Source organism: Streptococcus vulneris, from assembly GCF_019218685.1.
Lineage (GTDB): Bacteria > Bacillota > Bacilli > Lactobacillales > Streptococcaceae > Streptococcus > Streptococcus vulneris.
Genome location: NZ_JAHUZC010000009.1, coordinates 76,343 through 102,641, shown reverse-complemented (window position 1 = coordinate 102,641; position 26,299 = coordinate 76,343). Strand labels below are relative to the sequence as shown.

The window sequence follows — 26,299 nt, the reverse complement described above, 5'->3', positions numbered from 1 at the left end:
CCATCTTCTGTTGGATAGTTTGGAATTTCATTTCCGTCTTTATCCTTGTGACTTGTCTTAACTTTCTCATAAACGTGTTCGATGTCGCCATTTGGAAGTTTCTTAGTCTCTACAAAGCGGTAACCTGGGATATCTTTCTTAGGTTGTTCGCCATCTTCTGTTGGATAGTTTGGAATTTCATTTCCGTCTTTATCCTTGTGACTTGTCTTAACTTTCTCATAAACGTGCTCTGTATCACCGTTTGGAAGTTTCTTAGTTTCTACGAAGCGGTAACCTGGGATATCTTTCTTAGGATTTGTACCTTCTTCAGTAGTTGTTCCTGGAATTACATTACCATCTTTATCTTTATAAGTTGTCGTAACTTTTTCATAGATGTGTTTTGTATTTCCTTTTTCGTCTACTTCAGTTTTAACAATCTTGTATCCTGGGATATCTTTAGTTGGTTTAGTTCCATCTTCTGTTGGTGAAAGTGGTTTACCATCTTTATCAACGAACGAAGTATCAGGACGAACTGTTGGAGTGTAAGTAGCTGTTACTGGTGTACCATTCTTATCTACACGTTTAACGGTTACGCCTGTTGCTTTACCTACGAAGTCAGGTTCTGGTGTGAAGGTTACTTTACCGTTTTCATCGATTGTGTATGTTCCTTCACCTGGTACTTTCTTCTCAGTTGTGCCATCGTCAAATGTTGGTTTAACAGTTTCATCAATTTCAACTGGAACTTCCTTACCGTTGATTGTAACTTTTCCACCTTCAAATGTTGGTGTTCCTGATTGAGGTTGTCCTTTAGGACCTTCTGATTCAGTGTCTTTTGAAGTTGGTGTTACTGGAACGACTACTGGAGTATACTTAGCTGTGATTGGTGTGCCGTTCTTATCCACACGTTTAACAGTTACACCTGTTGCTTGACCAGTGAATGTTTTCTCTGGTGTGAAGGTTACTTTACCGTTCTCATCGATTGTGTATGTTCCTTCACCTGGGATAGTTTTTTCAGTTGTGCCATCGTCGAATGTTGGTTTAACAGTTTCGTCGATTTCTACAGTTTTTTCTTCACCATTTACAGTAACTTTTCCACCTTCAAATGTTGGTGTTCCTTCTTGAGTAGCACCTTGAACATTTGTAGTGATAACGTCTGAACTTGTTGGTGTTGCTGGTTTTACAACTGGTGTGTAAGTAGCTTTAACTGGTGTGCCGTTCTTATCTTCACGTTGAACTGTGACACCTGTTCCTTTACCTGTGAAGTTCTTCTCTGGAGTAAAGGTTACTGTTCCATCTGGAGCTACTGTGTATGTTCCTTCACCTTCAATAGTTACTGAATCAACAGGATCACCTGTTTTCGGATCTACCAATTTAGCTGGTTTATCAGATAATTCTACAGTTTTTTCTTCACCGTTAACTGTTGTTTTACCTGGTGTGAATACTGGTTTACCTGTTTGAGTTGAACCTTGAACATCTTCTGTTACAGCGTCTGTTCCTGTTGGTGTTACTGGTGCTACTGTTGGAGTGTATTTAGCTGTTACTGGGGTCCCGTTCTTATCTACACGTTTAACTGTTACGCCTGTGCCTTTACCTGTAAAGTTCTTCTCTGGGGTGAATGTTACTGTTCCATCTGGTGCAACTGTGTATGTTCCTTCGCCTGGAATTACTTTTTCTTTTGAACCATCTTCGAAGGTTGCTGGAGTATCATCATCCATTGGAACATTTGGATTACCTGGTGTGAAGGTTGGTTTACCTGTTTGTTCTTTACCTTGAATATCTGTTGTTTCAGCTGGTTCTGCTGTTGGAACTACTGGTGTTACTGTTGGAGTGTATTTAGCTGTTACTGGGGTACCATTCTTATCTACACGTTTAACAGTTACGCCTGTTCCTTTACCTGTGAAGTTCTTCTCTGGGGTGAATGTTACTGTTCCATCTGGTGCAACTGTGTATGTTCCTTCGCCTGGAATTACTTTTTCTTTTGAACCATCTTCGAAGGTTGCTGGAGTATCATCATCCATTGGAACATTTGGATTACCTGGTGTGAAGGTTGGTTTCCCAGTTTGTTCTTTACCTTGGATGTCTGTTGTTTCAGCTGGTTCTGCTGTTGGAACTACTGGTGTTACTGTTGGAGTGTATTTAGCTGTTACTGGGGTACCATTCTTATCTACACGTTTAACAGTTACGCCTGTTCCTTTGCCTGTGAAGTTCTTCTCTGGTGTAAAGGTTACTGTTCCATCTGGTGCAACTGTGTATGTTCCTTCACCTGGAATTACTTTTTCTTTTGAACCATCTTCGAATGTCGCTGGAGTATCATCATCCATTGGTACTTCATCAGCCCCTGGTGTGAAGGTTGGTTTGCCAGTTTGTTCTTTACCTTGGATGTCTGTTGTTTCAGCTGGTTCTGCTGTTGGAACTACTGGTGTTACTGTTGGGGTGTATGTAGCTGTTGTTGGAGTTCCATTCGCGTCTTTGGCTTGAACTGTCGCTGGTACTGGAGTACCTACGAAGTCTTTGTTAGGTGTGAATGTTACTTTACCTGTTGTTGGTTCGATAGTGTATGTACCAACTTCTTTTCCGTTAGCGTCTTTTGCTGGAATTGTTGTTTCATCAGTTGGTTGTCCAGTAGCTGGATCGATTAATTTAGCTGGTTGAGTAGCATCAATCATCATAGGAACTTTATCATTACCTGGTGTGAATGTTGGAGTTCCTTCTTGAGGTTGTCCTTGTGCACCTTCAGATGTTGTTGGTGTTCCTGTTGGTTCTACCGGAGTGATATTTGGAGTATAAGTTGTCGTTACTGGAGTTCCATTTGTATCTTTAGCTTGGATCGTAACTGGTTCTACTTCACCAGCATATGTTTTATCAGTTGGTGTAAATACTGCAGTTGCTTTACCGTCTACAACTTTAAGTGTGTAAGTACCGATAACGTCTCCCGCTGGGTTTTTAGCTGGTACTGATGTAGCTGGTTGTCCATTTTCATCTAATAATGTAAATGAATCAGTTTTAAGTGGTACTTCTTTTTCAACACCGTTAACAGTTGCTTTACCAGGTTTGAAGGTTACTTCTTTAGATTGTTCAACACCTTGTACATCTGTTGTTTCAGCTGGGTCTGCTGTTGGCGTTACGCCTACGATTGTTGGTGTGTAAGTAGTTTGTACTTTTGTTCCATTTTCATCTTCAGCTTGTACTTTAGCAGGTTGAACTTTGCCAACATAAGTCTTATCAGTTGGTGTGAAGGTTACTTTGTTAGTAGCTGGATCGATTGTGTATTCTCCAACCTTGTTACCTTTTTCATCCAATGCATCAACTGGTCCAGTTGCTTCTGAGCCATCTGCATTCAACAATTTAGCTGAGTTTGCTTTGATTGGAACTGATTTCTTCTCACCACCAATTGTTGTTTCACCTGGTGCAAATGAAACTGTTCCTTCTTGAGTTTCACCTTGTACTCCTGTTGATTCATCTGGAGTTGCTGTTGGGGTTACGCCTACGATATTTGGAGTGTAAGTTGTAGAAACTTTTGTTCCATTCTTATCTTCAGCTTGAACTTTAGCTGGTTGTACTGGTCCTGTGTAAGATTTGTCTGTTGGTGTGAAGGTTACTACACCTGTTGTTGGATCTACAGTGTATTCCCCAACTTTTTTACCACTTGGGTCTAGAGCATCTACTGGTCCATTTGCTTCTGTTCCATCTGGATTTAATAATTTTACAGAACCCTCTTTAATAGGTACTTCTGTATTTCCTTCTGTAAATGTTGGTTTACCTGTTTGAGTTTCACCTTGTACTCCTGTTGAAGTTGCTGGAGTTGCTGTTGGTTTAACAGGTGTTACTGTTGGAGTGTATTTTGCAGTAGCTGTAGCTGTTACAGGTTGCCCATTTTTGTCTTGACCTACTGGTGCTGTTAATGATACATCAATACCTTTAGCAGTTCCTGTAAATTGTGGTTCTGGTGTAAATGTTACCGCTCCTGTTTCCGGATTGATTGTATAAGTTCCTTCTCCTGGTACTGTTACAGTTTTTTCATCTGTTGGTTTTCCAGTTGCTGGATCTACCAATTTAGCTGGATATTGTGCACTTGGAGTTACTGCATCTGGCGCAGTTCCATCACCATCTTTATCTACGTCGATTGAGAATTTAGGTGTTTTTGTTTGTGGTTTCCCTTGGATATCTGTTGATTCTTCAGGTGTTCCAACGATTTGTTTTGGAGTTACTGTTGGGATGTAGCGTCCATCCATAGAACCTTTAGCTGCTAAACCAGCAAGTTGAACCTGTTCACTTACTAGCTCTAGTTGGTCTTTAGCTTCACCTGTACCACCGATGATTTGGCGACCTTCGTTACCCCAACCAGTAGTGTTACCATTGATATCTGTACGACGAATAGTAATACCATCTGCTGTACCTACAAAGTTTGCTTCTGGGATAAATTCTACATCTACATTTGCACCGTTATCAGTAATCTTGTATTTACCTTGCCCTGGTACTACATAGTATCCATCTACTAGGTCAGCATCTGTTACTAATGTACCATCTGGTTTAACGATTTGTGATTTAACAGTTGTATCTATTGCATTGTCTTTATCAAAATCATAGTTCTTTTGACCATATGCATTAAAGGCAACAGTAGAATTCTGAGTTGCACCTTGTACATCTGTTGTTTCTCTCTTAGTTCCACGTGGTGGAATTGTTTGTTGGATTTGGAAATCTTCTACTTCACCTGAGTAGGCAATACCAGTAGGAGCCTTGACATCTGCTTTATCGTATGCAATACGAAGACGTGTAGCTAATTTTGTTGCACTGGTATCCACATTTTGAACTGTGTTTGTCCAAGTAAGAGTAACCTTACCATCAGCAGTCACTTCTGTCACACCAGCGGCTTCATCTTCATCGAATTTTCCATTGTTGTTAAAGTCAATCCAACCGTTAACGTAAGCTTTAGCTTCTCCGTCTAGGTGGGCATCGAAAGTCATTGAGTAAGTTCCATCGTTAACTTTTTTCAACTTATAGTTATCATTTGGAGCAACACCATCACCCATCAATTGACGAGCACCTTCATCAGCATTACCGATACCATTGATATCATCGTATACAAAGGCATTTGTTTTGTTAATTGGAGTTGTACGAACATCAACGTCAGCCGGTACAGAACCTAGATATGGTTGGTGTTGTCCCTCAGATTTAGAAATAGAGTGGGCTACACGTCCGTATGATGCAGGAGCATCCCCTTCATCTAGGACCATAAATCCAAGCATAGACCCTTGTTGCCCATTAGACATAATATACATACCAATATTTTTGGCATTACGAGTCATTACCAATGGAGTGGAGAAACCTGAATCACGGTGAGTTGAGACCGGTCCGAAAACTTGTGTTCCTAATCCATCCGCATGAATAGTTCCATCTTTTGCAGTTGCTGTAATTACTGTATCTGATGTAACTGTTGTATTGAAGAATCCTGCACCTTTATCTGCTAAAAATGGAGCAAAAGCTGGTTTACCATTGCCTTCAAGCGTGTAAGAAATACCTAATTGGCCATCTGCACGATTTTGTCCATGACCTGCAGTAGCCACTGTTCTGCGTTCATAGATTTCCCCAATATATGAACGAGCTGTTTCCTTACCTGGTACATTGGAGTTTGATAACTCAGTTACTAACTCAAAACCATCACCATCTGTTTTATAGATTTCAACTTCGGATGAACCAGCTTCTTCCCCTGTTAAGAATACAACGTTGGCTGGTACTTCTGTCCCATTTAAAGTAGCTTTAACTGAGAATTCCACCCCGACGTTGGCTCCATCTTTAACTGATTGGATAACTGTTTTACCTTTAGTATCCATTCCGTTTGTTTTCGCAACAGAGTATGAACCTTGGTTTACGACTTTCAACTCAGCTGGAGTATTGTCTTTGTATACGTTTTGAGCATTGGCATCGTATCCTGCTCCACCACGTTTTTTGTACTCATCCGTTGAGTTAAATGGTGCTAGTTTAGTAACTGTCAAAGTCACAACATATCCTGGAGAGATTTCTTGTGTAAACTTAGTACCTACTTTAAGCTTACCACCATCACCAAGATTTTCAATTTTCGCTTTCGGATTTGAAATGTCAAACCACTTGATTTGTTTTGTCAGACGTTCTGTGTTTTTATCTGCGTATTGCTTCCAGTGATTTGCTTGTTCTTCTTCTGAAAGAGGTGGAGTTGTAACCGTATCAGCAATGTCTGCTAAGACTGCTGAAAACTTACCATCACGACCAATACCTGCATTTTTCAGCTCATTGTATACTGCAAGGATTGACTCATTCAAGCGTGCAAGTTGTGCATCCACTTGCTCTTTGGTCACGCTCTTTTCAGCTAAAAGAGATTTTGTTTCCGCAAGAACTGCTTGGTTTTTAGCTACTGCCGCTTCAACAGCTGCTTTGTTTTCTTCCTTTACTTCCTTTTTAGAAAGTTCAGCAGTTGCTAATTTATTAGTCACTTCTGCTTCAGATGAAGCTTTGTCAAGTGCTGTTTTAGCTTCTGAAAGAGATTTTTCTGCTGGAGTAGCTTTCTTTTCAGCTTCAGCTTTAGCAGCTGCTTTTTCAGCTTCTAATTTTTTCTGTTGACCCATAGCATCTGATTCAGCTACGGCTTGACCCAATGCTGAAAGTTTGTCAGCTAAAGTATTCACATCCAATTGACTTGCTTCTGGATTTGAAAGTGTTGCTTTAGCTGCAGCTAAAACTTCCTTAGCTGAGTTTACTACAGACGCATCTGCATTTTTAGCAGATGCTAATTTCATTTCTAAAGTAGCAACATTCGCTTCAAGAGCTGCTTTATTTGCTTTCTTAGCTTCCTGTACTTTAACTTCAGGTTTTGCTTCTTCTACTTTAGTTTCTGGCTTAACGGCTTCCTTTTCTTTATTAGAATCCGCTTGATTTGCTGGGGCAGTAGTTGCAGCTACTGATGCTTCTGCACCTTGAACTTCCGTTGCTGATACCGCACCATTTCCAAGGAACATCAAACCAGCTGCAATTGCTACCGATGCTGCTCCAAAGCTATATTTCCGGATACCATAACGGATGTACTTTTCTACTCTATAATCTTGTTGTTGCTTGCCTTTCATTTAGACCCACAACCTCCTTTTTTATTTTGATGTCGATTTACAAGTTATTGATATCGAAAACTCACATCTAACCTCAGATGAAACAAAAGATGTTAGAAGTGAACTTCATATCATAAAGTTGTCTACAACATACAGCTTTATGATATCATATTTCCTAGTCTATGGCAAATAAAATGGCTTATTTTTTTATTCTAAATTTAAAATAAATATTTTCCAAAAATACAATAATGTTCTGACTATTTAACTTGTTTTATTAGATATATCAAAGAGTTATAGGTTACATACTATATTTTGCGGTTTTAATATATTAATTTAAATTAACTCTACATGTATATTTTGCTGTTCACAGACAAAAACTTGTCTCTACTGTAAGATACAATTTTTTTGATTCATTATCCATTTTTTCAATAATTTACTCTCCAGCTCATTAGATTTATTTTAAATCCCAGTCAATTAAAAGCTCTAGCTAGTTCATAACTCTAAAAATAGCTATCTTTATTTTAGACAGAATGAAATAGATAGCCATTAACCTTCTTTAAAAGAGAAGGATTTTCTATCCACTCTATTCTCCCTAACTGTGCTATACTTAGTTTATACTCAATGAAAATCAAAGAGCAAACTAGGAAACTAGCCGCAGGTTGCTCAAAGCACCGCTTTGAGGTTGCAGATAAAGTTGACACGGTTTGAAGAGATTTTCGAAGAGTATTAGTACATTCTTTGAGATTGGAGCTAATATGAAAATCCATAAAACTGTGAATCCTGTTGCCTATGAAAACACCTATTACCTAGAAGGCGAAAAGAATCTCATCGTTGTCGACCCTGGTAGCCATTGGGAATCCATTCGTCAAACCATCGAGAATATCAATAAACCGATTTGCGCTATTCTCTTGACCCACGCCCATTATGACCATATCATGAGTCTGGACTTGGTTCGCGAGACTTTTGGCAATCCTCCTGTCTATATCGCAGAGAGTGAAGCCAGCTGGCTCTATACTCCTGTCGATAATCTCTCTGGGCTTCCTCGCCACGATGATATGGCAGATGTGGTCGCAAAACCTGCAGAGCACACCTTTGCCTTTCATGAAGAATACCAACTAGAGGAATTTCGTTTCACTGTCTTGCCAACTCCTGGTCACTCTATCGGTGGTGTTTCTATCGTCTTTCCTGATGCTCACCTAGTCTTAACAGGGGATGCTCTTTTCCGAGAAACAATCGGACGGACCGACCTTCCGACTGGTAGCATGGAGCAACTCCTTCAAAGTATCCAGACCCAACTCTTTACCCTACCAAACTATGATGTCTATTCAGGGCATGGTCCAGCTACTACTATTGCTCACGAAAAGACCTTCAATCCTTTTTTCTAGCTAGCAAAAAACCAAGGAATTTTTTATCCTTGGTTTTTGTGTACTTCTATTTAATTCTCAATTTTTTGATTTTAGAATCTAGTCTAGTATTGAATTTCATCGAATACTAGTTGACTGGCTGAAATTCTTTCCATTCAAATTTAGCTAAATCAAGTTCATTAGAAGAAATCCCTAAGATTTGCTCTGGCTTTTGATCACTACCAATTTGAAAGATTCCTTCTTTAATCTTCTGTATTCCGTCTTTATCAAAAGCATATAGACTTAAGTTCATTTCTGGACGTGTTGACTGCCAGTCTGCATATCTGACTTGACCGTTTTCATAAATAACTAAACTGGAACGAAAACCACCTGCAGAAGCTACATAAGCTGTATGAAGCAACTTGGGTTGTTTGTTCTCTAAATAGTAAATGGCCCCTATATATTTTTTATCTCCAATAATCAATTCATCCTGACCATCATTATTTAAATCAGCAAACACATAATGAAGACTAGCTGGTTTATCGTAGGTGCTTAGTGTAAAGATATAGCCATACTCTTCAGAAAAAATCTTGTTCTGTTTCAACTTTTCATACAAGGATTCTCGGTCGCCACTACTTAAAAGTGCCTGATAGTGATTGTACCGCTCTATTACTTCCTTGTACAAATCTTTTCCTGTTTCGCTTTTCGTTTCCATTGTTGTTGACGGCGTTGCCATTGAAGAACTTGTACTAGTTTGGCTCTCTGACTTCGTAGAGCTTTCCTTCTGTTCCTCTTTGGTAGAAGATGATTGTGTTGCCGAAGGTTCTATTTTTTCATCTTTTTTGTTTGCACCACAAGATGCTAAAACAAAAATAGTAAGAATAGCTGAAAGCATTATTAAAAATTTCTTCATATTAACCTCTTTAACTCATCCTATACAGATTTACGGATCTTAGTATTAGATTCGATTCATTACCAAATAATCACGCGGTCTTCTGGTGAACGCCACATACCATCTCCTTCTTTGACATCATAGGTTGTAAAGAAATCATCGAAGTTTGGTACTTGCACATTGACACGGAGTTTGGCTGGTGCGTGCACATCGACACTAGCCAAAAGTTTCATAAATTCTGGACGACCTTTCATGCGCCAAATGCGACCGAAGTTGTAGAAAAATTCTTCTGCTGAGAAGTCTGGTTCTCTCTTGGCTGCTTCAAGCGCTGCAGCGATTCCTCCCAAGTCAGCCACGTTTTCTGATACAGTCAATTTACCGTTGATGGTTGCCCCATAAGAATCTTGTCCATCAAATTGGTCAATAACTTTTTGTGTTTTCTCCTTGAAGGCAGCATAGTCGCTCTCTGTCCACCAGTCCTTGAGGCTACCATTTTCATCAAAGGAAGCTCCGTTAGTATCAAAGGCGTGGGAAATTTCATGGGCAATAACTGCTCCAATACCACCGTAGTTAGCAGAAGATGACTGATGCAAGTCATAGAAAGGTGCTTGTAAAATAGCCGCCGGGAAGACAATCAGGTTCTTCTGTGGATTGTAGTAGGCATTGACCATATGAGCAGGCATGCCCCACTCCTTGTAGTCTACAGGCTGATTCCACTTGCTCCAACTGTGTTTGATTTCCACACGCGCAAAGGCCAGAGCATTGTCAAAAAGACTAGCAGTCTCATCCACTACCTTGTCCTTATAGCGTTCTGGCAATTCTTCTGGGTAACCGATATAAGGCTTGATGACATTGAGTTTGACGATGGCCTTATCACGAGTTTCAGGAGTTAGCCAGTCATTTTTAGCCAAGCGTTCCTTATAGACATCAATCATGGTTGCCACTTTTTTCTCCACATCTGCCTTGGCCTCTGGAGAGAATTTTTCATGGGCATACCAGAGACCCAAGGCTTGTTTGAAAGGACCTTGTGCTAGCTGGTAGGCTGCCTTGACCTTATCTTTGGCTTCTGGAACTCCTGAAAGCGCACGGCTATAGGCACCTGATAGGACACGGATTTCTTCTGTTAAATAGCTGGTAGAGAGATTAACAACACTTAAAATTAAGGTTGCCTTGAGGAGAGGCCAAGCTTCTTCACTATAGAATTGGTCTGCTGCTTGCCAGAAACGTTCCTCGTCTACGATAACCTTGTCTGGTACTTGGCCAAGAATGGCTTGGAAGAAGTCATCCAAAGGTAGGGCAGGCGCAAATTTCTTGAAATCTTCGTAATCATATGGATGGTAGAGTTTAGCATATTCCGAACTTTCTTCATTAGAAAGCACCACTGCCGCAACTCGACGGTCCAATTCAAGTCTTTTCTCAAGCAAGTCTTCAATTTCTGCATCAGAGAAATCATAAGCCTTGAGGAGATTTGCGCTGGTTTCTTTCCAAAGAGTCAAAAGCTCTTCGCGCTGAGGATGGTCTTCTGCATAGTAGGTCGTATCTGGCAAAATCGTGCTTGGAGCGCTAGCCCATAGAACGTTAATTCTGGCATCCATAAAGTCTGGTGATACACCAAAAGGAAGGAAGTTAGGTTTTCCTGCAAGCTCAAACTCTGCTAGTCTAGCTGTAAAATCCGCAAAAGTCTCTAATTCTTGGAATTCTTTAAGGAGTGGTAAGACAGGTTTGATACCGTCAGCTTCTCTCTTGTCAAAATCACGAACTAGGCGGTGGTATTTGACGAAGTTTACTAAGATAGCATCCTCAGGCACCTCTTCTCCTGCCAACCACTTGTCTGTTGTCGCCAGCATCAAGTCTTCAATTTCCTGGTCTAAATCAACAAAACCTCCTGTTTGAGACTTATCTGCTGGGATTTCAGCTGTCTGTTGCCATTCTCCATTGATTGCATCATAAAAATCATCTTGATAACGTGTCATCTTGTTCTCGCTTTCATTTTTTAAGTTATTGCTAGCTTAACAAAAATTGCTTGGGAATGCAATTAAAAATGAACTTTCCTTTTCCATCATTTTTCAGTTATTATTTTAAATTTTTCAAAAATTAACTTGACTTAATTTTTTTTTTAATGTATATTAAGAGACAGGAGGAATATAAGTTTATGATACGTATCGAAAACCTCAGTGTCTCCTACAAAGAAACATTGGCACTTAAGGATATTTCACTAGAGCTCCAAGGACCAACAATTACCGGTATCATTGGTCCAAACGGTGCTGGGAAATCAACATTATTAAAAGGGATGCTGGGAATTATCCCACATCAAGGTCAGGCATTTCTCGATGACAAGGAAGTTAAAAAATCCTTACATCGAATCGCCTATGTCGAACAAAAAATCAATATAGACTACAACTTTCCCATCAAGGTCAAGGAATGTGTCTCGTTAGGACTCTTTCCCTCTATCCCTCTCTTTCGAAGTTTAAAGGCTAAACATTGGAAGAAAGTGCAAGAAGCCCTTGAAATCGTCGGCCTAGCTGACTACGCTGAACGTCAAATCAGTCAACTATCTGGAGGTCAGTTCCAGCGGGTCTTGATTGCCAGATGTTTGGTGCAGGAAGCCGATTATATCCTCTTGGATGAACCCTTTGTTGGGATTGACTCAGTCAGTGAGGAAATCATCATGAATACGCTGAGAGATTTGAAAAAAGCTGGGAAGACGGTTCTCATCGTCCACCACGACCTCAGCAAGGTTCCCCACTACTTCGATCAAGTCTTGCTTGTCAATCGAGAAGTGATTGCCTTTGGTCCAACCAAAGAAACCTTTACCGAAGCCAATCTCAAAGAAGCTTACGGTAATCGACTCTTTTTCAATGGAGGTGACCTATGATTGCAGAATTTATCGATGGATTGCAAAAATTCCATTTCTTACAAAATGCCTTGATAACAGCTATTGTCATCGGGGTCGTAGCTGGAGCTGTGGGATGTTTCATCATCCTACGCGGGATGTCACTCATGGGAGATGCCATTTCACATGCTGTCTTACCAGGTGTAGCCCTCTCCTTCATCTTGGGCCTTGACTTCTTTATCGGAGCCATTGTCTTTGGATTGCTAGCCGCTATCATCATTACCTACATCAAGGGAAACTCGATTATCAAAAGCGATACCGCCATCGGCATTACCTTTTCTTCTTTCTTAGCCCTCGGTATCATCTTGATTAGTGTCGCTAAAAGTTCAACTGACCTTTTCCATATCCTTTTTGGTAATATTCTTGCTGTTCAAGATACAGATATGTTTATTACTATGGGTGTTGGTGCAGCCATTCTCTTGTTAATCTGGATTTTCTTCAAGCAACTCTTGATCACTTCCTTTGATGAACTCTTGGCTAAAGCCATGGGAATGCCTGTCAATTTCTATCACTACCTTCTCATGGTACTCCTGACTCTCGTGTCTGTGACAGCCATGCAAAGTGTCGGAACTATCCTGATTGTAGCCATGCTGATTACCCCAGCTGCAACTGCTTATCTGTATGCTAATAGCCTGAAAAGCATGATTTTCCTTTCCTCAACCTTTGGAGCGATAGCTTCAGTTTTGGGACTCTTTATCGGCTATAGCTTTAACGTTGCGGCAGGTTCTAGTATCGTGCTTACAGCCGCTAGTTTCTTTCTCATTAGCTTCTTTATCGCTCCAAAACAACGATATTTGAAACTAAAAAATAAACATTTGTTAAAATAAGGGGTAAAGCCCCAATAAATTGGAGGATCTAATGAAAAAATTAGGTACATTGTTGGTTCTTTTTCTTTCCGCCATTGTTCTCGTAGCATGTGCTAGCGGAAAAAAAGATGCAGCTTCTGGTCAAAAACTAAAAGTTGTTGCTACAAACTCAATCATCGCTGATATTACTAAAAATATTGCTGGTGACAAGATTGATCTTCACAGTATCGTTCCTGTTGGTCAAGACCCACACGAATACGAACCACTTCCTGAAGATGTTAAGAAAACTTCTCAAGCTGATTTGATTTTCTATAACGGGATCAACCTTGAAACAGGTGGCAATGCTTGGTTTACAAAATTGGTAGAAAATGCTAAGAAAACTGAAAACAAAGACTACTTTGCAGTCAGCGAAGGCGTTGATGTTATCTACCTTGAAGGTCAAAACGAAAAAGGCAAAGAAGACCCACACGCTTGGCTTAACCTTGAGAACGGTATGATCTTTGCTAAAAATATCGCAAAACAATTGAGTGCTAAAGACCCTAGCAACAAGGAATTCTACGAAAAAAATCTCAAAGAATATACTGATAAGCTAGACAAACTTGATAAGGAAGCTAAGGAGAAATTTAACAACATCCCTGCTGAGAAAAAACTCATTGTAACCAGCGAAGGATGCTTCAAATACTTCTCTAAAGCCTACGGTGTCCCAAGTGCCTATATCTGGGAAATCAACACTGAAGAAGAAGGAACACCTGACCAAATCAAGACCTTGGTTGAAAAACTTCGCCAAACAAAAACTCCTTCCCTCTTTGTAGAATCAAGTGTGGATGACCGTCCAATGAAGACTGTTTCACAAGACACAAACATCCCAATCTACGCACAAATCTTTACTGACTCTATCGCAGAACAAGGTAAAGAAGGCGACAGCTACTACAACATGATGAAATACAATCTTGATAAGATTGCTGAAGGATTAGCAAAATAATACTCTTCGAAAATCTCTTCAAACCACGTCAGCTTTATCTGCAACCTCAAAGCGGTGCTTTGAGCAACCTGCGGCTAGCTTCCTAGTTTGCTCTTTGATTTTCATTAAGTATAAGCCTCTGAAAAACGTCATTCTTTTTCGAATTGGCGTTTTTTCTATTCCCATATTTCCGGTCAAATAATTGGAAAATTCTAGCTTTTTCAGCTAAAATGGAAGAAAAAAGATTGGAGTATCCTATGGTAACTTTCCTTGGAAATCCTGTTAGCTTTACAGGTAAACAACTACAAGTCGGCGACAAGGCACTTGATTTTTCACTCACTACAACAGATCTTTCTAAAAAATCTCTGGCTGATTTTGATGGAAAGAAAAAAGTCTTGAGTGTCGTGCCTTCTATCGATACAGGCATCTGCTCAACTCAAACGCGTCGTTTTAATGAAGAACTGGCTGGACTGGATAATACGGTTGTCTTGACTGTTTCCATGGACCTCCCTTTTGCCCAAAAACGTTGGTGTGGTGCTGAAGGTATTGAAAATGCCATCATGCTCTCAGACTATTTCGACCATTCCTTTGGACGTGATTATGCCCTCTTAATCAATGAGTGGCACTTATTGGCACGCGCAGTCTTTGTCCTCGATACTGACAATACTATTCGCTACGTTGAATACGTGGACAATATCAACTCTGAACCAAACTTCGAAGCCGCAATTGCAGCTGCTAAAGAACTAAATTAGAAGCCATTGTGGCAGATAGCTAGAGAAATCTAGCTTTTTTTGATATACTAGATAAAGATATTAGACAAGAGGAAACGAATGACCCCGAATAAAGAAGATTATCTAAAGTGTATTTATGAAATTGGCATAGATTTGCATAAGATTACCAACAAGGAAATTGCGGCTCGTATGCAAGTCTCTCCCCCTGCCGTAACTGAAATGATTAAACGGATGAAGAGCGAAAATCTCATCCTCAAGGACAAGGAATGCGGCTATCTACTAACTGACATCGGCCTCAAACTGGTCTCTGAGCTCTATCGTAAGCACCGTTTGATTGAAGTTTTTCTAGTCCATCATTTAGACTATACGAGTGACCAGATTCACGAGGAAGCTGAAGTCTTGGAACACACTGTCTCTGATTTATTCGTGGAGAGACTAGAAAAATTACTTGGATTCCCCAAGACCTGCCCTCACGGAGGAACTATTCCTGCCAAGGGAGAACTCTTAGTTGAAATCAATAACCTGCCACTAGCTGACATCAAGGAAGCTGGTGCCTACCGCCTGACTCGGGTGCACGATAGTTTTGACATTCTCCATTATCTGGACAAGCACTCACTTCACATCGGTGACCAACTCCAAGTCCAGCAGTTTGATGGCTTTAGCAATACCTTCACTATCCTCAGTAAAAACGAGGATTTACAAGTAAGTATGGACATTGCCAAACAACTCTATGTCGAAAAAATCGACTAATTTCTCAAGCACCCTACCAACCCTGAAAGTTTTATTTTCAGGGTTTTATTTCTATCATTTGATTTTACTTTCATTTAGTTGTAGAATATTTGTAAAAAAAAAGAAAGATAGTTTAACCTATGAAAAAATCACTAAAAATTTTTGCGACATCCAAATGGTTTGACCTCTTCGGCGTTGCTTTGGTCGTTGGGATTGCGATTGCATCTGGTTACCTCAACTCCCGCCTCGATAAATTTGTAGACTGGGGACCATGGACAGCACTTGTACCCTTTGGATTGATTTCCGTAACCAACGTTGGGATTTCCATGTTATCCACTCGTTTCACGGGAAAATTAAGCAAATGGGGAAATTACTTTGGTATTGTTAATACCATTTTGTCCGGTGCTATTGATTATATCCTTGGAAATAAGGCAGCTATCATTACCTATCCCGTCACCTTCCTCATTTATACCTTTGCTATTAAGAAATGGGAAGCTTCGCAAGAAGGCAGACCCAACCAAATGAGCCAAAAACAGGTAAAATTAGCGGCCATCATCATTTCAATCATCGCCTTCCTCTTTGCCTTTGCGACCAACTATATCGGCTATGGTGGCAAGATGAATCTCCTTGCCTACGTAACAACTATTGCCTTTGCACTGTCCCTCATTGCCAATGCTTTTAACGCATTGAAACTAACAACACAGTGGGGCTTCTGGTTGATTTACAATTTCGTTCAGCTGACAAAAGCTGGTATTCAAGGAAACTTTGCCAATATCGGAAAATACATCTTTTATATCCTCAATGCAATCGGAGCTTTATTTGTCTGGAATGATGAAGAAGTTAGGTAATAGAAGAAAACTTAAATAAAAAAACAAGTCGACTTAAGAGAATCTCCCTTCTGCTATTTTTATCATTTCACTTGTAACTCCCATTCTTTTGGAGTAGAATGAAGCTAGATAAAAGAGGGAGGTCATCTTATGAAAAATCTCTTTAGACTCCATTTCGTAGCAATTGCAGTTATCGATTTGCTACTATTGGCATTTTTTAGCAAAAGACCCGAGACATCTTTGGACTGGCTCTTGCTCTCTGGTTTTATTTTCCTCCTTGCTCAGAGTCTACTACTATTTCGCTTGGTCGTCCGACTCAAACATCAATTCGCTGAGATTTATCCTCAAATCAATAAAAAGATTCGCTTCTACTATTTAGGGGTTCTCTCCATTGATTTTCTATTTTTTGTCCTCTTAGCCTTCATTAGTTCTCAGCGTTTTTACTCTCTTATGCCAATCATCACTGCTTGCCATTCTACTTTATATTATATGACGGCTGACTACCTAAGAGAACACTATCCAGACTTTTACGACAAACATATCTCTTTATGGAAGTGTCTCTAAGGAAAAGGAGGTTTTAGCATGAAAAAAATCATCTCCATCAAAACCATTCAACTCCTTATCATAGATGGAATTATGCTTGCACTTTTGACATTTAAAGGGGGGCTTACTTGGGACTGGATTTTGATTTATAGCGGTTGGCTCATTTTCTTTCATCCTGTGCTATTGACCTATCTTTCCAACCAACTTTGTGACCACTTTAGTCAACTCTATTCCCAGATTAGACTCAGATTCTGGCGTTTTGCCTTACAAATCATTCTATGGGATATCTTGATAATTCTCTCCTTGATATGTTTAAGTGGTATGCCACTTTTCCTTCAGGGAACTCTCCTAATCTTAGGACACCTCATCTTCTCCTACCGCATAATCCAAAGCCTGAAAAGAGATTTCCCCAAGGCATATCAGGAACCGATTTCATTTTGGAGTATTTTGTGATAGATAAGAAAAACCAAGCCGACTGGGCTTGGTCTTTCTTATCTATTTTTAGTATCAAGGATAATGGTAACTGGACCGTCATTGACCAGTTCAACCTGCATATCCGCTCCAAAGATGCCTGTCTGAACGGGTACTTCTTGCGCTAATTTTTTATTGAATGCATCATAGAAGTCTGATGCCATATCAGGCTTGGCTGCACCTGTAAAGGCTGGACGATTGCCTTTCTTAGTATCCGCAAAGAGGGTAAACTGAGAAATAGAGAGGATTTCTCCTTCAATATCTTTGACAGACAGGTTCATCTTGCCTTCTGCGTCTGAAAAAATCCGCATGTTGACAAGCTTTCTCACAGCATAGTCCAAATCTTCCTCTTGGTCCTCTGGTCCAACACCAACCAGCAATAGGAGCCCCTGATTGATTTTTCCCTGAACCTGACCTTCGATACTCACTTGGGCTTTTTTAACCCGTTGGATAATGATTTTCATAATAGCCTTTCTAGTAAGAGCTAGGACAATTAGCCATTGGTTCGTTTGACAGAATAAACTTCTGGCACACTCTTAATCTTGTCCACGACCGTGGTCAGCGTCGAGAGATTGGCAATGCCAAAGGACACATGGATATTAGCAAACTTCATATCCTTGGTTGGTTGAGCATTGACCGTTGAAATATTCTTGGTTGTGTTTGAAAGAACTTGCAGTACATCGTTCAACAGTCCTGTACGGTTGAGGCCATAAATATCGATATGAGCCATATACTCCTTATTTGAGCTAGAATACTGGTCTTCCCACTCCACATCAAGGAGACGTTGCTCGTAGTTTTCTTGGGCACGCAGGTTCATACAATCCACACGGTGAATAGCTACACCACGACCCTTGGTAATATAACCAACAATATCGTCACCAGGAACAGGATTACAACACTTAGCAATCCGCACTAAGAGGCCTGATGCACCTTCAATGACCACACCACCCTCATGCTTTACCTTGAGGGTTTCTTTATTTTCAACCTTGATCTCGCCACCTTTGACAAGTTCTTCTGCTTCAGCCTTGGCCTTGGCACGTTCTTCCTCACGGCGTTCCTTTTCAGTCAGACGGTTAAAGACGGTAATAGCACCGATTTCTCCAAAACCAATGGCCGCAAAAAGGGATTCTTCTGTCTTGTAGCTAGTCTTTTGCAAAACTTGGTCCATGTGACGCTTGTCCATGAATTTATTAGCTACATAGCCGTTTTCTTGGAACTGAGCCATCAGCATTTCACGGCCCTTGTTGACAGATAATTCCTTGTCTTGGTTTTTAAAGAACTGACGAATCTTGTTACGCGCCTTGCTGGTCTTGACCATATTGAGCCAGTCACGGCTTGGCCCAAAGGAGTTAGGATTGGTGACAATTTCAACCTGATCCCCTGTCTTGAGCTTAGTTGTAAGTGGAACCATACGACCGTTGACCTTGGCACCAGTTGCTTTTTCCCCAACTTTTGTATGGATTTCATAGGCAAAGTCAATCGGTCCTGAATCTTTTGGAAGGGAACGGACAGCTCCATCTGGGGTAAAGACGTAAATCTCCTCAGCCAGATAGTTTTCCTTAACAGAATCCACAAATTCCTTAGCATCATCAGCCTGATCTTGGAGCTCCATCATCTCTTTGATCCAGTTCATTCCAATGGCTGATTCCTTGCTGTTAACCTGCCCCTTAATACCTTTCTTATAAGCCCAGTGAGCCGCAACACCGTACTCAGCCACCTCGTGCATTTCCTTGGTCCGAATCTGGAATTCAATCGGCCCTTTTGGCCCATAGACAGTCGTATGGATAGACTGATAACCATTGGCCTTGCGGTTAGCGATATAGTCTTTGAAACGACCTGGCATTGGTTTCCAAAGTTCATGCACATAACCAAGCATGGCATAAACATCACTTTGGGTATCTAAAATACAGCGAATGGCAATCAGGTCATAGATTTCCTCAAAACGTTTTCTCTTATCCTGCATTTTGCGGAAAATCGAGTAAATATGCTTAGGACGACCGTAAATCTTCCCTTTCAAGTGACGATCCGTCGTATATTCCTCTAATTTTGTGACCACCTCATCCACCAAGGCTTCACGCTCTCTGCGTTTTTCCTTCATCATATGGGTAATCTTGTAAAACTCCGTTGGGTTGAGATAACGGAAAGATAGGTCTTCCAGTTCCCATTTGACGCTAGAAATCCCCAGACGGTGAGCAAGCGGCGCATAGATTTCCATAGTTTCTTTGGAAATACGCTCCTGCTTGTCTTTTCGAAGATGTTTCAGGGTCCGCATATTGTGTAAGCGGTCAGACAGTTTAACCAAAATAACACGGATGTCCTCAGACATGGCCATGAGCATCTTGCGATGGTTTTCCGCTAATTGCTCCTCAATTGATTTGTACTCGACCTTACCAAGCTTAGTAACCCCATCTACGATTACCCGCACATCAGGACCAAACTCTCTTTCCAAATCGTCCAAGGTCGCATCAGTATCTTCCACCACATCATGCAAGAAACCACAAGCAACCGTTACAGCATCCAGCTTGAGCTTGGCTAAAATACCTGCCACTTGGATAGGGTGAATAATGTAAGGTTCGCCAGATTTGCGATACTGGCCACTGTGGCATTCCACCGCATATACCAAGGCCTTATGGACAAAAGCCACATCTTCTTCCGATAAATATTTCTGCGTTAAAGCGACAACTTCATCGCCTGTTAAATTCACTTCTTTCGGCATCTCTACTCTCCAATTCTTCCTACCATTTTATCACTTTTTTAAGAATATGAAAACTAGAAAATTCCCTCTCAATCAATCCACATCTCAAAAAACACTGCCAGATTTCTAGCAGTGTTTTGAGTTTCATTTATCTTAGTAGACTGTTTTTTCAGTTTCTACATCGAAGAAGTGTGCTTTGTTCAAGTCAAATCCAAGTTCAACTGTTGCACCTGTTTGCAAGTAGTCACGAGCATCAACTTTGGCAACAAATTCATCTTTACCAACTTGGCAGTAAAGGTGAGATTCTGAACCAAGCAATTCTGATACTGAGATAGTAGCTTTGACAACTGATTCTGGGAATGTTTCAAGGAAAGCAGGTTCTGCATTCACATCTTCTGGACGGATACCGAAGATCAATTCTTTACCTTCGTAGCCTTTTTCACGAAGAACTTTCAATGCTCCTTCTGGAACTTTCAAGTTAAAGGCGTCACCAACGATGTGGTCACCGATCAATTTTACGTTGATGAAGTTCATAGCTGGGCTTCCGATGAATCCTGCTACGAATTTATTAACTGGGTTTTTGTAAACTTCTTGAGGAGTACCGATTTGTTCAACACGTCCGATAGTACCTGTACCAGCAGGGTTCTTAGTTGCTGACATGATAACGATACGGTCTGCAAGTGTCATCGCTTCTGTTTGGTCGTGAGTTACGTAGATAGTTGTAGCTCCGATACGACGGTGGATTTTCGCAATTTCAGCACGCATAGATACACGAAGTTTTGCATCCAAGTTTGACAAAGGCTCGTCCATCAAGAATACTTTTGCATCACGGACAATCGCACGACCCATGGCAACACGTTGACGTTGACCACCTGAAAGGTCAGCTGGTTTACGATCCAAGAATTCTTTCAAGCCAAGGATTGCAGCTGCTTCTTGCACACGTTTGTCGATGTCTTCCTTGCTGTATTTACGCAATTTCAAACCGAAAGCCATGTTGTCATAAACAGTCATGTGTGGGTAAAGAGCGTAGTTTTGGAATACCATGGCGATGTCACGGTCTTTTGGAGCGACGTCGTTGACAACCACGCCATCGATAGATGCAGTTCCTTCTGTGATATCTTCAAGACCAGCAATCATACGAAGAGTTGTTGATTTACCACATCCTGAAGGACCTACGAAAACGATAAATTCTTTGTCTTTGATGTCCAAGTTGAAGTCTTCAACTGAATAGTGTTCGCTGTTTGGATATTTTTTGTAAATGTTTTTAAGATTCAATTCTACCATGAGGTGAACTCCTTTTGTCTTTTGATAGTTTTATTATAGATGAAAACGCTTTACTTTTCTATGGCAAGGTGACCAAAAAAATAAAAAAGTTCTGTGCAACTTGCACAAAACTTTATAAAATATCTGGTAAAATCAACTGATAACACAAGGTTAGGTCGGTCAACTCCTTCAACTGAAGGCCTGTCAATTCTTCCCATTTATCAATCTTGTATTGGAGAGAATTGCGGTGCAGATAGAGTTGCTGGGCTGTTTTAGTTAAGACAGCACTATTTTCCCAAAGAGAAAGAATGATTTCCTGAATCTGATCTTGATCCAAAATCATCTGGTGCAGGCATTCCTTGATTGCCTTCAAGTCCACGAGTCTTTCTCCCATACTCCAAAGATAGAGCTGAGAAAACGTATGAACACCTTGGTGACCCTGACGCCACCAAGTCTTAAACAAATCCCGCTCCGCTTTGATTAAGTCTGACAGAGATTGATGCCCAGTCTGAGACCAAACCTGCCCCAACATGATAGACAGACGAAGGCCAAAGTCATACTCAACTGCCTCAATCGTATCAGATAAGATTGAGCGAACAGAGCTGTACCTATCTTGTTGAAGCACGAAAACATAATCCTGAGCTCCGACCTGAAGCACCGTCTGACAGTTAGGAAAAAGAGTTCGCATCATGTCTAACCAAGAGGCTAGATTTTCCTGCTGAAAATAGGAAAGATGGCAATAAACCAACTGAATCTTTTTAAAAGCTTGTGGTGCCTGTCCCTTCCCCTCAATCAAAAAAGAATACCAAGGATTGAGCGAACGAGCCTGCTCCTGCTGGGTCAAAAGGGCAACCAACTGCTTTTCACGCTCACTGAGCCCAGCTTCCTCCAGCAAAATCCACTGCTGAGAAGCTAAAGGGAGGGTGAGATGGCCCTCTTTCTCTACTGGTTGGTCTGAAATCTGAGCCTCGGGAAACCAGTCTTGTAGTTCTTTTGCAAGCATTTCTACTCCTCCACTTTTTGGATGCACCACGAAATCAAGCTCTCAAGACGTTCTAGATTTTCAGTCATATGGAGATAGCCCATGACTGCTTCAAAACCTGTGGACATACGGTAAGTCACTACATCAGCATTTTTAGCCTTGGTGTGACTATTGGTATTGCGACCACGTTTGTAGATTTCTTCTTCTTTTTCCGTCAGGACCTGCTCCTCCAACATGAGGGAAATCAAACGAGCCTGAGCCTTGGCTGAAACATACTTGGTCGCTTCTTGATGGAGTTTATTGGGTTTCGTCATACCTTTGAGGATGAGGTGACGACGAATATACATAGAATACACCGCGTCCCCCTCAAAAGCTAACGCAATCCCGTTAATGAGATTGACATCAATCACGTGTCCACCTCACTCCATCTTTGGTGTCAAGGAGCCTAATCCCTTGAGCAGCCAATTGGTCACGGATTTGGTCTGCTGTCGCAAAGTCACGATTGGCACGCGCTTCTTGGCGTTTTTGGATCAAGGCTTCAATGTCTGCATCCAAAACTTCCTCAACAAAGACAATTCCAAAGACTTCTAACATATCCGCAAGAGCTTCCTTAACACTTGCATCATAGTTACCTGAGTTAATCCATTTGGCCATTTCAAAAACAACTGTGATACCGTTGGCAGCGTTAAAATCTTCATCCATAGCTGCTACAAACTTGTCTTTAAAGGTTTGTAACTCTTTGACATCCACTTTTCCTGTAAATGGTTGCTCATAAGTGTTCTTCAAATACTTGAGATTGGTCTCGGCATCACGCACTGCTTTTTCCGTAAAGTTGATAGGCTTGCGGTAATGTTGAGTTGCAAAGAAGAAACGAAGCACTTGCCCATCAATGGTTTTGAGGGCATCGTGCACTGTGATAAAGTTCCCCAAGGACTTGGACATCTTGACATTGTCGATATTGACAAAGCCATTATGCATCCAATAGTTGGCGAAAGTCTTACCTGTTTTGGCTTCAGACTGGGCAATTTCATTGGTGTGATGAGGAAACTCTAGGTCGGCTCCACCGCCGTGAATATCAATGGTATCACCTAAAATCTCTGTCGACATGACTGAACACTCGATGTGCCAGCCCGGACGACCAGGTCCCCAAGGACTGTCCCAAGAAATCTCGCCTGATTTGGCAGTTTTCCATAGGGCAAAGTCCACAGGATTTTCCTTACGAGCCGTTTCTTCATCGGTACGACCTGAAGCACCCAGCTCCAAATCTTCCAAGGTTTTATTGGCCAACTTGGCATAGTTGTGTGATTTTTCCACACGGAAATAGACATCCCCTTGACTCTCATAGGCAAAGCCTTTTTCAATCAAGTCTTCCACAAAGCGGATAATATCAGCCATAAACTCCACCACACGCGGATGGCGGGTCGCAGGTTTCACTCCCAAGGCCGTCACATCCTCACGAAAGGCAGCGATGTACTTGTCCGCAACCTCCTGAGGTGTGATTCCTTCTTCCTTGGCACGGTTGATAATCTTATCATCTACATCCGTAAAATTGGAAATGTAGGCAACCTCATACCCACGGTACTCAAAATAACGACGAATCGTATCAAAAGCTACTGTCGAACGGGCATTGCCCACGTGGATATAGTTATAAACTGTTGGCCCACAAACGTACATACTGACTTTGCCGTCCTCGATTGGGACAAATCCTCGCAAATCACGAGACATGGTGTCATAGATTTTAATCATGCGGTCCACTCCCTTCTCTATTTCTGACTTTTCGGCTGAAAACCAGCTCTGCAAAAGGGCCAAATTGTCTGAGTCTATCCAGTTGGTAAAAGCGTTGCCCTTCCTCTTGGGTAAAGAGGGGAACCCCCTTTCCCAGGATAAGGGGCGCTATCTGAATAATGAGGTGGTCGAAAAGATCCGCATCCAAGAGCGGTCCTACCAAGGAATTACCACCAACCACAAAGACATTTTTACCTTTATCAATCTGGTGAACAAAGTCCACCACATCCCTAGCTACTGGCTGGTAATTGCTGACAGGTAGGTGCCTATCATGCGTAAAGACATAGTTTTCAGTAGCTTGATAAAAACTTTCTACATCTTGCAAATCTTGGATTTCCTCAAAGGTCCGCTTGCCCATGATGGTGATATCCATTTGCCTGTAAAAGTCATCATAGCCTGTATCCTCTACAGAACCAAGCTGATGCAGCCAGTCTATCCTGTGCTGGCTGTCTGCCAAGTAGCCATCCATGGTGATACAGCCGTAAAAATATACTGCCATTCTTGTAGTTTCCTTTCTAGTTCTGCTTCGCCTTCACTTAGCGGGATAGACCCAGATGATTAGACCTAAGATAATCAAAATATTCAGCAAAATACTTACTGGACAAGAAAAATAAGACAGTAAACAGCAATTCCAATCTGCAGCAGAACTGTTCATTCTTAAACATTCAAGCGCCTCTCCTGTCTACTTACGGCTCAAGGTGTCTTAGATTTTAATCATAAAGTAATAGTCAAGAAAACTAAAATCCGAGAACAGTTAGTTTCATCACTAAGAGTTCAATTGAATTTCAGTCCGAATGTCTCTACACTTCGGAATCCCTTGCTCCTTTCTCATTCAGATAAACCACCTGAGTCTGTTTGACAAAGCCAATTTTTTCATACAAGCGTTTGGCACCTACATTGCTATCTTCCACTGCAATCTGAAATTCCTTATCATTTTGCTCAATTAGTTGGTTGACAAGGGATTTTGCTAAGTAGCTTCCATAGCCTTTTCCACGTTCAGGTTCAGATATTGCTAAACCGTAGAAGTAATTCGTATCGCTCGATAAATCAACCGTGCAAGTTCCAATAACCTGATCGTCTTTTAACAAAATATATAGGCGACTTTCTGGATCTTTCAGAGCTTCAGCGACATATCTATCCACAACTTCTCTAGATTCATGTTCCTCTGAAAATGCCTGAAATTTCAACTGACTAATTTGCTCCTGATACGAACTATCTGCTAACAAAACTTCAAGATTGGAAAGCTTTTCTAACGGATAAGGTCTTCTATCCTTACCTAACCAGATTTCTGTATCCTCGTCCTCGACCAATCCCCAGTTGCTGGCAAAATCAGGATGGCGGTCTAGAAAAACACGCTCTGTCTGAAAAGTCACAGACTCAATTGGATAAGATGCCGTTTCTTTCTCAAAACTTCTATACAAAGCCCGCGCAATCCCCTGATGGCGATGACCTGGATGAACCAGTATCGTCACTTCCACATCTTGGTCATCTGCATAGACAGTTAATAAACCAACAAGTTCGCCTTTTTCATAATAAAGGAAAAAGGCGGGCATGTTTGGGTCAAAATTAAGCATGTTAGAAAGATAGGGATCACGATAGGTACCGTCATAGTTTTGGCAACAGTTAATTAGTTTTTTCGCCTCAGATAACTCCTCTTGACTTAACTTGTTTCTTGCTTGAATCATATAGCTATCCTCTACAACCCCGACGATCTGTGACTGGCTTCTTTAGCCTGCTCGAGTTTATTGACGTAGTACTCTCGTTTTTCTTCGACCTCGTGAATGACTGGCTCATCCTTCTTACCATGAACACGGACAATCTTAGCAGGAATACCGACAACCGTTACATCGCTAGGAACATCTGCCACAACGACCGCAGCGGCACCGACTTTAGCATTTTCGCCGATTTCCACTGGTCCGATAACTTGGGCATGAGCGGATATAAGCGCTCCTTTGCGAACGGTAGGATGGCGTTTGCCACAGTCTTTTCCTGTTCCCCCAAGAGTCACTCCGTGATAAAGGAGAACACCTTTTTCAACAATCGCTGTTTCCCCAATCACCAGACTAGAACCGTGGTCGATAAAGACACCTGAATCAATCTGGGCACCTGGATGAATCTCAATCTGAGTCCAAAAGCGCCAGAACTGACTGTGCATACGAGCCAGTAGTTTGAAGCCATGCTTCCAGAGAAAATGCGAGAGACGGTGGGCCGCCAAGGCCTTGACACCTGGATAAGTCAGCAAAACCTCCAAAGTGGTGCGGGCCGCTGGATCATTTTCTTTTACGATATCAATGGTTTCGCGCCACCATCCCATACATTTCTCCTT

At 41.3% G+C, this 26,299-nt stretch carries 22 protein-coding genes; 10 read left to right on the top strand and 12 right to left on the bottom strand.

Going from position 1 to position 26,299, the window contains the following annotated elements; genetic code table 11:
- Window positions 1-7,073, bottom strand: a 7,073-nt coding sequence (locus KUA57_RS07200) for an Ig-like domain-containing protein (RefSeq protein WP_218493959.1), incomplete at its 3' end; no start/stop codon positions are given.
- A 734-nt stretch (window positions 7,074-7,807) separates the two neighbouring features.
- Here KUA57_RS07200 and KUA57_RS07195 point away from each other — a divergent pair.
- On the top strand, window positions 7,808-8,437 hold the full coding sequence (locus tag KUA57_RS07195) for an MBL fold metallo-hydrolase (protein ID WP_218493958.1): 630 nt from the start codon (window positions 7,808-7,810) through the stop codon (window positions 8,435-8,437).
- Between the two features lie 106 nt (window positions 8,438-8,543).
- On the opposite strand, the gene KUA57_RS07190 is transcribed toward KUA57_RS07195, so the two are convergent.
- Both KUA57_RS07190 and pepO read right to left on the bottom strand, forming a co-directional pair.
- Window positions 8,544-9,308 (bottom strand): LptM family lipoprotein, encoded by a 765-nt coding sequence (locus KUA57_RS07190; protein ID WP_218493957.1) that lies wholly within the window; start codon window positions 9,306-9,308, stop codon window positions 8,544-8,546.
- A 59-nt stretch (window positions 9,309-9,367) separates the two neighbouring features.
- Window positions 9,368-11,260, bottom strand: a complete 1,893-nt coding sequence (gene pepO / locus KUA57_RS07185; protein WP_218493956.1) for an endopeptidase PepO — start codon at window positions 11,258-11,260, stop codon at window positions 9,368-9,370.
- Window positions 11,261-11,439: 179 nt separating this feature from the next.
- On the opposite strand from pepO, the gene KUA57_RS07180 reads away from it, so the two are divergent.
- The 9 genes from KUA57_RS07180 (at window position 11,440) to KUA57_RS07145 (ending at window position 17,230) form a co-directional block, all read left to right on the top strand.
- Window positions 11,440-12,162 (top strand): metal ABC transporter ATP-binding protein, encoded by a 723-nt coding sequence (locus KUA57_RS07180; RefSeq protein WP_218493955.1) that lies wholly within the window; start codon window positions 11,440-11,442, stop codon window positions 12,160-12,162.
- Window positions 12,159-13,007, top strand: coding sequence for a metal ABC transporter permease (locus tag KUA57_RS07175; protein ID WP_049524593.1), 849 nt, complete (start codon window positions 12,159-12,161; stop codon window positions 13,005-13,007). Before KUA57_RS07180 ends, KUA57_RS07175 begins: the two co-directional genes overlap by 4 nt.
- A 31-nt stretch (window positions 13,008-13,038) precedes the next feature.
- Entirely contained in the window at window positions 13,039-13,968 is a 930-nt protein-coding gene (psaA, locus tag KUA57_RS07170; RefSeq protein ID WP_033682181.1) for a metal ABC transporter substrate-binding lipoprotein/adhesin PsaA, read from the top strand.
- Between the two features lie 236 nt (window positions 13,969-14,204).
- Window positions 14,205-14,699 (top strand): thiol peroxidase, encoded by a 495-nt coding sequence (gene tpx, locus KUA57_RS07165; protein WP_033682328.1) that lies wholly within the window; start codon window positions 14,205-14,207, stop codon window positions 14,697-14,699.
- A 78-nt stretch (window positions 14,700-14,777) separates the two neighbouring features.
- Complete coding sequence (locus KUA57_RS07160; RefSeq protein WP_004263083.1) at window positions 14,778-15,428, top strand: metal-dependent transcriptional regulator; 651 nt, start codon at window positions 14,778-14,780, stop codon at window positions 15,426-15,428.
- Window positions 15,409-15,591 (top strand): hypothetical protein, encoded by a 183-nt coding sequence (locus tag KUA57_RS09720; protein WP_042898761.1) that lies wholly within the window; start codon window positions 15,409-15,411, stop codon window positions 15,589-15,591. Before KUA57_RS07160 ends, KUA57_RS09720 begins: the two co-directional genes overlap by 20 nt.
- Complete coding sequence (locus KUA57_RS07155; protein WP_180364271.1) at window positions 15,548-16,255, top strand: nicotinamide mononucleotide transporter; 708 nt, start codon at window positions 15,548-15,550, stop codon at window positions 16,253-16,255. The genes KUA57_RS09720 and KUA57_RS07155 overlap by 44 nt, the downstream gene beginning before the upstream one ends.
- Before the next feature lie 129 nt (window positions 16,256-16,384).
- Entirely contained in the window at window positions 16,385-16,798 is a 414-nt protein-coding gene (locus tag KUA57_RS07150) for a hypothetical protein (RefSeq protein ID WP_125416135.1), read from the top strand.
- Between the two features lie 18 nt (window positions 16,799-16,816).
- Window positions 16,817-17,230 carry a hypothetical protein gene (locus KUA57_RS07145; protein ID WP_125416137.1) on the top strand — a complete coding sequence of 138 codons (414 nt, stop codon included), beginning with the start codon at window positions 16,817-16,819 and terminating at the stop codon, window positions 17,228-17,230.
- Window positions 17,231-17,268: 38 nt separating this feature from the next.
- Here KUA57_RS07145 and dtd read toward each other — a convergent pair whose 3' ends face one another.
- The 9 genes from dtd to cysE form a co-directional block, all read right to left on the bottom strand.
- Complete coding sequence (gene dtd, locus KUA57_RS07140; protein ID WP_049552187.1) at window positions 17,269-17,712, bottom strand: D-aminoacyl-tRNA deacylase; 444 nt, start codon at window positions 17,710-17,712, stop codon at window positions 17,269-17,271.
- Window positions 17,713-17,741: 29 nt separating this feature from the next.
- Entirely contained in the window at window positions 17,742-19,964 is a 2,223-nt protein-coding gene (locus KUA57_RS07135; protein ID WP_218493954.1) for a RelA/SpoT family protein, read from the bottom strand.
- Window positions 19,965-20,096: 132 nt separating this feature from the next.
- Window positions 20,097-21,227: an ABC transporter ATP-binding protein gene (locus tag KUA57_RS07130; protein ID WP_125447881.1), complete on the bottom strand. Its 1,131-nt coding sequence runs from the start codon at window positions 21,225-21,227 to the stop codon at window positions 20,097-20,099.
- 112 nt (window positions 21,228-21,339) lie between these two features.
- Window positions 21,340-22,209: a helix-turn-helix domain-containing protein gene (locus KUA57_RS07125; RefSeq protein ID WP_061864325.1), complete on the bottom strand. Its 870-nt coding sequence runs from the start codon at window positions 22,207-22,209 to the stop codon at window positions 21,340-21,342.
- Window positions 22,210-22,211: 2 nt separating this feature from the next.
- Window positions 22,212-22,598: a Mini-ribonuclease 3 gene (locus KUA57_RS07120; RefSeq protein WP_000567926.1), complete on the bottom strand. Its 387-nt coding sequence runs from the start codon at window positions 22,596-22,598 to the stop codon at window positions 22,212-22,214.
- Window positions 22,591-23,934: a cysteine--tRNA ligase gene (gene cysS, locus KUA57_RS07115; protein WP_218493953.1), complete on the bottom strand. Its 1,344-nt coding sequence runs from the start codon at window positions 23,932-23,934 to the stop codon at window positions 22,591-22,593. The genes KUA57_RS07120 and cysS overlap by 8 nt, the downstream gene beginning before the upstream one ends.
- Window positions 23,927-24,472, bottom strand: a complete 546-nt coding sequence (locus KUA57_RS07110) for a dihydrofolate reductase family protein (protein ID WP_218493952.1) — start codon at window positions 24,470-24,472, stop codon at window positions 23,927-23,929. The genes cysS and KUA57_RS07110 overlap by 8 nt, the downstream gene beginning before the upstream one ends.
- 301 nt (window positions 24,473-24,773) lie before the next feature.
- A complete protein-coding gene (locus KUA57_RS07105; RefSeq protein ID WP_125447879.1) occupies window positions 24,774-25,658 on the bottom strand; it encodes a GNAT family N-acetyltransferase in 885 nt (294 codons plus the stop codon).
- An 11-nt stretch (window positions 25,659-25,669) separates the two neighbouring features.
- Complete coding sequence (gene cysE, locus KUA57_RS07100) at window positions 25,670-26,287, bottom strand: serine O-acetyltransferase (RefSeq protein WP_061864328.1); 618 nt, start codon at window positions 26,285-26,287, stop codon at window positions 25,670-25,672.
- Window positions 26,288-26,299 lie beyond the last annotated feature (12 nt).